This window comes from Kitasatospora sp. NPDC093558 (genome assembly GCF_040683475.1).
GTDB lineage: Bacteria > Actinomycetota > Actinomycetes > Streptomycetales > Streptomycetaceae > Kitasatospora.
In genome coordinates, this window is the sequence record NZ_JBFBDY010000318.1 from 1 (window position 1) to 7,403 (window position 7,403).

At 75.1% G+C, this 7,403-nt stretch carries 5 protein-coding genes and 1 pseudogene; 1 reads left to right on the forward strand and 5 read right to left on the reverse strand.

Translation table 11 applies throughout. The annotated features are described in order from the left end of the window. Positions 1–90: 90 nt before the first annotated feature. From nudC to AB0O00_RS24945, 5 genes are all read right to left on the reverse strand, one after another. The gene (gene nudC, locus AB0O00_RS24925) at positions 91–1,032 is read right to left on the reverse strand and encodes an NAD(+) diphosphatase (protein WP_363655262.1); all 942 of its coding nucleotides are present in this window, start codon (positions 1,030–1,032) and stop codon (positions 91–93) included. Positions 1,033–1,110: 78 nt separating this feature from the next. Continuing rightward, entirely contained in the window at positions 1,111–2,514 is a 1,404-nt protein-coding gene (locus AB0O00_RS24930; RefSeq protein ID WP_363655264.1) for a dipeptidase, read from the reverse strand. Positions 2,515–2,660: 146 nt separating this feature from the next. Continuing rightward, positions 2,661–5,543, reverse strand: a complete 2,883-nt coding sequence (locus AB0O00_RS24935) for an FtsX-like permease family protein (RefSeq protein WP_363655266.1) — start codon at positions 5,541–5,543, stop codon at positions 2,661–2,663. Further along, complete coding sequence (locus AB0O00_RS24940; protein ID WP_363655268.1) at positions 5,540–6,313, reverse strand: ABC transporter ATP-binding protein; 774 nt, start codon at positions 6,311–6,313, stop codon at positions 5,540–5,542. Before AB0O00_RS24940 ends, AB0O00_RS24935 begins: the two co-directional genes overlap by 4 nt. A 134-nt stretch (positions 6,314–6,447) precedes the next feature. Continuing rightward, complete coding sequence (locus AB0O00_RS24945) at positions 6,448–7,110, reverse strand: PadR family transcriptional regulator (RefSeq protein ID WP_363655270.1); 663 nt, start codon at positions 7,108–7,110, stop codon at positions 6,448–6,450. Positions 7,111–7,188: 78 nt separating this feature from the next. Here AB0O00_RS24945 and AB0O00_RS24950 point away from each other — a divergent pair. Continuing rightward, a pseudogene (locus AB0O00_RS24950) lies at positions 7,189–7,403 on the forward strand (hypothetical protein); the annotation flags it as partial.

A 7,403-nucleotide genomic window follows, 5' to 3' on the forward strand; every position in this document is an offset into this window, starting at 1 on the left:
GGGGGGGGCGCCGGTTCGGTATGGTATCGGCAACGGGGGGCGTCGGCCTGGTCCCCCACGCCCCCTTTTCCGGGAGCTTTCGGGAGCGAATTACCAGCGCGCCGAGGACGGCAGCGGTTCGCCGAACCAGAGTTCGACGAGGTGGCGGGCGATCGAGATGCCGGAGGGCGGCAGGATCTCCCCCGCCTCCATGCCGGCCCGCAGCTCCTCGCGCGAGAACCAGCGCGCCTCGGCGAGCTCCTCGCCGTCCACGGTGATCTCGGTGCCGCCGGGCAGCGCCTTGCCGGTGAAGCCGAGCATCAGGCTGGACGGGAACGGCCAGGGCTGGCTGGCGACGTACTGCACCTCCCCGACCCGCACGCCGGCCTCCTCGTGGACCTCGCGGGCGACGGCCTGCTCGATCGACTCCCCCGGCTCGACGAAGCCGGCCAGGGTGGACCAGCGGCCCTCGGGCCACAGCGCCTGGCGGCCGAGCAGGCAGCGGTCCTGCTCGTCGGTGATCACCATGATCACCGCGGGGTCGGTGCGCGGGTAGTGCTCGGCCGCGCAGGAGGTGCAGCGCCGCACGTGCCCGGCGCCGGCCTTCTCGGTCGGGTGGCCGCAGCGCGAGCAGAAGCTGTGCAGGCGGTGCCAGTGCTCCAGGGCGACGGCGTGCACGAGCAGCCCCGCGTCGCGGTCGGACAGCAGCGCGCCGACCTCGCGCAGCCCGGCCGGACGGGCGTCGCCGTCCAGCCGCCCGGGCAGGCTCTCGCCGGCCAGCGCGAAGTAGGACACGCCGTCGTCGTCGGTGCCGAGGAAGTACCGGTCGCCGGTCTGCGGGGCCTCGAAGGAGGGCAGCAGGACCAGCTCGGTGCCGTCGGCGGTGTCGACGACGAAGGCCTCGCCGCCGGCGATCGGCAGCACCCGGGTGTTCGGGTGGCTCCAGGCGGCGGCGAGCCAGGGCTCGTCGAACCGGTGCTCGGCCGCCCGGTCCACTCCGGCCCGGGCCAGTGCCAGGTGCAGTGGGCGTTCGGTCTCAGGCACGGTGCTCACGTCGTTCCATCCCCACGTGGTGAATCAGGTGAATCATCCGGATGAGTGATCTGACGGCCAAGGGTGCGCCCCTACTGTTCACGCGCCGGGCCGGAAGTTCTCGGCCAGGTCGCCCCACAGGTAGGCGGCGGTCTCCACGCCCTTGGCCAGGAGGCCGAGTTCGACCTTCTCGTTGACCGAGTGCCAGCCGTCCGAGGGCACCGAGATGCCGAGGAACAGCACCGGCGCGCCGAGGACGTCCTGGAGGTCCGCGGCGGGGCCGGAGCCGCCCTCGCGGGTGAAGAGGACCTTCTGCTCGAAGGCCCGGGCCATCGCGCGGACGGTGGACTGCAGCGCCGGGTGGTCCAGCGGGGTCAGGCAGGGCCGGGTGGCGCCGGGGAAGACCAGCTCGTAGCGGATGCCGTCCGGCACCTGCGCGGCCACCCACGCGCGGACGGCGTCGCGGACCTTCTCCACCTCCTGCCCGGCGACCAGCCGGAAGGAGAGCTTGAGGTGCGCCGACGCCGGGACGATGGTCTTGCCGCCGGGGCCGGTGTAGCCGCCCCAGATGCCGTTGACCTCGGCGGTGGGGCGGGCCCAGACCCGCTCCAGGGTCGAGTAGCCGGCCTCGCCGCGCGTGCCGGAGGACTTGGCGACCGCCAGCCACCGCTCCTCGTCGAAGGGCAGCTCGGCGAACAGCTCCCGCTCGCGCTCGGTCAGCTCGATGACGCCGTCGTAGAAGCCGGGCACGGCCACCCGCCGGTCGCCGTCGTGCAGCGCGGCGGCCAGCTCGGCGGCGACCTGCGCCGGGTTGGGGACGGCGCCGCCGAAGGAGCCGGAGTGGATGTCGGTCTCCGGCCCGTACAGGTCGATCTGGGCGTCGGCCAGGCCCCGCATGCCGGTGCAGACGGTCGGCGTGGTCTCCGACCACATGCCGGTGTCCGAGATGATCACCACGTCGGCGGCGAGGCGCGCGGCCTCGCGCCGGACGAGGGCGCCGAAGTGCGGCGAGCCGGACTCCTCCTCGCCCTCGATCAGCAGCTTGAGGTTGACGGCCGGCGCGGTGCGCCCGGTGGCGGCCAGGTGGGCCCGCACGCCGAGGGTGTGGAAGAACACCTGGCCCTTGTCGTCGGCCGCGCCGCGCGCGAACATCCGCCCGTCGACGACGGTCGGCTCGAACGGGTCGGTGTCCCAGCCGTCCTCCTTCGCGGCCGGCTGGACGTCGTGGTGCCCGTAGACCAGGACGGTCGGGGCGGACGGGTCCCCGGAGGGCCACTCGGCGAACACCGCCGGCAGGCCGTCCGTCTCCCAGACCTCGGCCACCGGGAAGCCGGTGTCGCGCAGCTTGGCGGCCAGCCACTCGGCGGAGCGCCGCACGTCCCCGGCGCGGGCCGGGTCGGCGGAGACCGAGGGGATGCGCAGCCAGTCGGACAGGTCGGCCAGGAAGGCGGACCGGTGCTGGTCGATGTAGGAGCGGACGGCGCTGTCCGGGGTTCTCGTCATACCGACGACTGTAGTTCGCCCGTGCGGGTGCCCGCCCCGGCCGTCCGGCTGCCGGGCCGGAAGGGGGCTGTAACCTCCGTCACCCCCGCTCGCCGTGGCGCGGCGGGCGGGGGTGACGAACGGACGGACGGGCGGGCGGCCCGGGCTCAGCCGGAGCGGCGCAGCAGGGTGATGCGCGAGCGGGTGAGCAGGGCGGCGAGGCCGGCGGCGAGGATCGGCAGGCCGATCACCATGACGGCGACCTGCCCCCACGGGACGACCACGAGGGAGCGGTTGGCCATGTCGGCGGCGCTGATGCCGGGGTAGGGCACGACGGTGCCGAGGACCTTGCGCAGGGCGACGGCGGGGACGGCTCCGCAGACGATGCCGAGGAGGGTGCCCATGGCGGCGATGACGCCGCACTGGAAGCCGGAGAGCGTGCGCCGGATCCGGGGTGTGGCGCCGACGGCGGCGAGGGTGGTGAGGTCGCGCTGGGAGTCGGCGGCGGCGAGTCCGGTGGCGATGCCGGCGGCGCCGAGGGCGACGAGGGCGGCGAAGGCGGACAGGCCGAGGGAGACGAGGTCGCCCTTGGGCTGGTAGCCGCGTTCGACGGAGAACTCGGTGTGGTCGGCGAGTTTGCCGAGGGCGCCGGCGGCCTTCTGTTCGGCGGCGTCGCCGGGGGTGGTGGCGGGCAGCCAGACGGAGCCGGCGTCGACGACGCCGAGGCCGAGGCGGCGGGCGGTGTCGGGGCTGACGACGGCGATGGCGGTCTGGACGGGTGTGGCGGCGAGGTAGGCGTCGACGGTGGTCTCGTGCCGGCGCTTGCGCTGCTCCTCCTCCGTCGGGTGGTAGGGGGCCGCGTTGACGCCCGCGCTGGGCAGCACCATGGGGTCGTTGGTCTGGAGGATGAGTTTGCCGTCCTTGATGTAGCGCGGGTCGAGGACGACGGCCTTGCCGTCGGCGAGGGCCTGGGCGGCGGCCGGGTCGGTGACGCCGTGCAGGTTGTGCAGCATGACGGCGTCGCCCGCGCCGATGCCGCCGTAGATGGTGGAGCCGTGGCGGCCGTCGTACTGGCAGCGCTTGTCCTCGCGGCGCAGCCGCTGGACCTCGGCCAGGGGCATGCTGCCGTAGTCGCCGTCCACGGGGCAGCGGAGCTCTTGGGGCATGAGGGGCGTGACCCATCCGCACGTGCCGTGTCCTTCCCGGCAGTTGGCGGGGAAGGTGAGTTTGTCGACGTCGGCGCGGCGGCCGAGGTCGGGGATGGTGGACTCGACGGCGGCGCGCATCTGGGGCAGGAGGGAGCCGTCGGAGGCGGGGCCCCAGCCGGTGCCGAGGACGACGGCGCCGGCGGGGGCGGAGGCCACGTAGTCGCGGCGGTTCTGCTCGTCGGTGCTGGCGGCGTAGACGGACACGGCGACGGCTCCGGCGACGGCGGCCATGACGGCGGCGACGGCGGGTGCGGTGCGGCCGCGGTGGCGCACCGAGTCGCGCAGGGCGAGGCGGGGGCCGAGCGGCAGCAGCCGGCCGAGGCGGCCGAAGAGGCCGACGAGGTAGGGCACCAGGGCGACCATGCCGAGTTCGGCGATCATCGAGCCGCCGAGGACGCTGATGCTGCGGTTGGCGAGGTTGGCCGCGGTGCCGAAGACGGCGAGGGCGGCGCCGCCGGCGACCATGACGAGGCCGAGCAGGGCGAGCCGGCGGCTGGGCGGCTTGAGGGAGTCGCGGCCGGTGAGCGCGGAGACGACGTCCTGGCGGGCGGCCTGGACGGCGGGGACGATGGCCGCGAGCAGGCCGGTGACGAGGCCGATGAGCAGGACGCCGGCGAGGTCGAGCGGCTGGACGGCGAAGTGGCCGAAGCGCTGGCCTGCGTAGTCCTCGGCGCGGGTGCGCAGCAGGGCGACGAGGCCGAGGCCGATGCCGAGGCCGAGGACGGCGCCGGCGGTGCCGAGGACTACGCCGCCGCCGAGGACGACGGCGCGGATCTGGGAGCGGTCACCGCCGCCGGCGGCGAGCAGGCCGAGTTGCCGCCGCGAGCGCCTGGCCCCGACGGCGAAGGCGGGGCCCGCGAGGAGCACGATCTCCAGGAGGGCCATGCCGACGACGGTGGCGAGGATGACGACGGCGGTGCGGTCGAGGAGCGGGGTGGCGGCGTCCTGGTGCTGTTCGGCGTAGTAGGGGACGTCGGCGCGGGCCGGCGGGTGGGTGAAGACGGCGCGGGAGGCGGCGGTGAAGCCGTACTTGTTGAGTTCGGTGACCTTGGCCCAGTCGAAGGTGGTGCCGGCGGGCATCTTGACGAGCCAGTGGTCGAGTTGGCGCGGGCGTTCGCCGTCGGCGCCGGGGAGTGCGGCGAGCGGTGCGACGAGCTCGCCGGGGCGGGCGATGAGGCTGGTGGCGCTGAGCTCGCCGGGGTACTCGACGACGCCGGTGATGGTGAAGGGGGTGGCGTCGAGGCCGCGGACGGTGGTGGTGGCGCCGAGCGCGAGGCGGGAGCGGTCGAGGAAGGTGCGGGTGACGGCGATCTCGCGGGCGGCGTTCGGCGCGCGGCCCCCGACCAGGTTGATCTTGCCCCGCCAGACGGGGTCGGTGAGGTCGGCCTCGACGGTGTCGGCGGAGATGAGGCCCTCGGCGCTGGTGGTGGCGGTGAAGGGGCCCCGCCGCTCGGGCACGAGGGTGGTGCCGGCGGGCAGGAGCTGGCCGACGAGCGTGGCGGGGTCGGTGTCGCGGCTGCGCCGTTCCTCGGGGGTGGGGTCGGGGGCGGTGCCGTCCTTGGTGTCGGGGGCGGAGGCGAACTTGATGCCGTCGTTGGGGTCGGGGGCCTGTTTGACCGTCGCGCCGCGCTCGCTGAGGCGCACTTCGGCGTCGGACTGGCCCATGACGCGCACGGCTCGTTCGACGGGCGTGAGCTGGGCGCTGCGGTAGACGACGTCGGCGCCGGTGACGCCGAGGACGGGCAGGGCGACCATGGCGACCACGAGGGCGCTGCGGCCCTTGGCGCGCAGGGCGTCGCGGCGGGCTATCCGCAGGGCGACCCGCCAGGAGCTGAACTTCACTCCTCCCCCTGACGCTTGGCGTTGGTGGCGGCGCTGACGAGCAGGCTGCCGGCGTCCTGGCTGATGCTCTCGTCGACCATGCGCCCGTCGCGCAGGAAGACGACGCGGTCGGCCCAGGCGGCGTGGCGGGCCTCGTGGGTGACCATCATGGCGGCGGCGCCGGCGTCGCAGCGGGCGCGCAGGACGGCGAGGACGGCCTCGCCGGTGGTGGAGTCGAGGGCGCCGGTGGGTTCGTCGGCGAGGACGAGGCGGCGGTCGCCGATGAGGGCGCGGGCGATGGCGACGCGCTGCTGCTGGCCGCCGGACATGTCGTCGGGGAAGCGGTCGGCGAGTTCGGGGATGCCGAGTTCCTCCAGGGCGGCGAGGGCCTCGCGGCGGGCGGCGCGGGCGGAGAGGCCGTCCAGTTCGCGCGGGAGGGAGATGTTCTCGGCCGCGGTGAGGGCCGGGATCAGGTTGTAGTCCTGGAAGACGTAGCCGACGGAGCGGCGGCGGACCTCGGCGAGCTGCTTGCGGCCGAGTCCGCCGAGGGCGACGCCCTCGACGAGGACCTGGCCGCTGGTCGGGGTGTCGAGGCCGCCGGCCAGCGTGAGCAGGGTCGACTTGCCGGAGCCGGACGGGCCCATGACGGCGACGAACTCGCCGGGGTTGACCCTGAGGTCGATCGAGCGCAGGGCGTGCACCTCGGCGGCGCCCTGGCCGTGCACCCGGCTGATGCCGTCCAGGTGCAGGACGGGCCGACCGCCGCTGCTGGTCGGGTCTGTGTAGGACACGGTCCCCCCTTGTGCTGGGTGTGGGCCCGGTCGTGGCCGGGCCGGTGGATCGGTGACGTCGGTGCGGTCCCGGCGTGGGGCCGGGACCGTGCGGGCGGCGCGGACGCGAAGCGGCGCCGACGGCGACGGCGGCGCTAGGACCGCGCGCGGCGCCGGCCGGGCCGGAACGTCCGGGCGGGCTCCCGGCCCGCGGCCCCGGCCGCCCCCGCGGCCTCGGCGGCCCTGGCCTGTTCGAGCTCGGCCTGCTGGGCGAGGCGGGTCTCGCAGTGGTCGAGCCAGCGGATCTCCGCCTCGGTCTGGAAGATCAGCTGTTCGAGGACGAGCAGCCAGGCGAGGTCGCTGCCCGCCGCGGCGGGCGTGCCGGCGGCGGCGCCCGGCCGGGACTCGCCGGCCAGCGCCCGGCCCTTGAGCCGGGTGTAGTCCTGCAGCGCCTTGATGCTGTGCCGGCGCTGGCCCTGGACGACCGCGGAGACGTCCACCCCGGGCACGGTGACGGCCATCGCGAGCTTGATCGCGAGTTCGTCGCGCGGCGGGTTGGTGCGCGGCACCGGGGTGTCGAACCAGGCGCGCAGTTCGGCCCGGCCGGCCTCGGTGACGGCGTAGAACTGGTGGCCCTCGTCGTCCTCGCCGGCCGGTTCGACGAGGCCGTCGCGTTCCAGCCGGGAGAGCGTGGTGTAGACCTGCCCGACGTTGAGCGGCCAGGTGGCGCCGGTGCGCGCCTCGAAGTCGGTGCGCAGCTGGTAGCCGTAGCGCGGGCCCTGGTCGAGCAGGGCGAGCAGACCGTGACGGATGGACATACTCAGTATGTATACCCGGTATGCCCTCCGCGCTCAAGCGGCGCGCCCGCCCCCGGCGAGCGGGTACCGTCGTGCGGTGTGAGCCAGTTGCGCATCGCCACCTTCAACCTGTTGCACGGTCAGCCGCTCGCCCCGGACGGCGCCCCGCGGCCCTACCCGGCCGACGCCGGCGACCCGTTGGCGCAGGCGGTGGCCGCGCTGGACGCGGACGTCCTCGCCCTGCAGGAGGTGGACCGCCACCAGTCGCGCTCGGGCGGCACCGACCAGGCGGCCGTCGCGGCCAAGGCCATGGG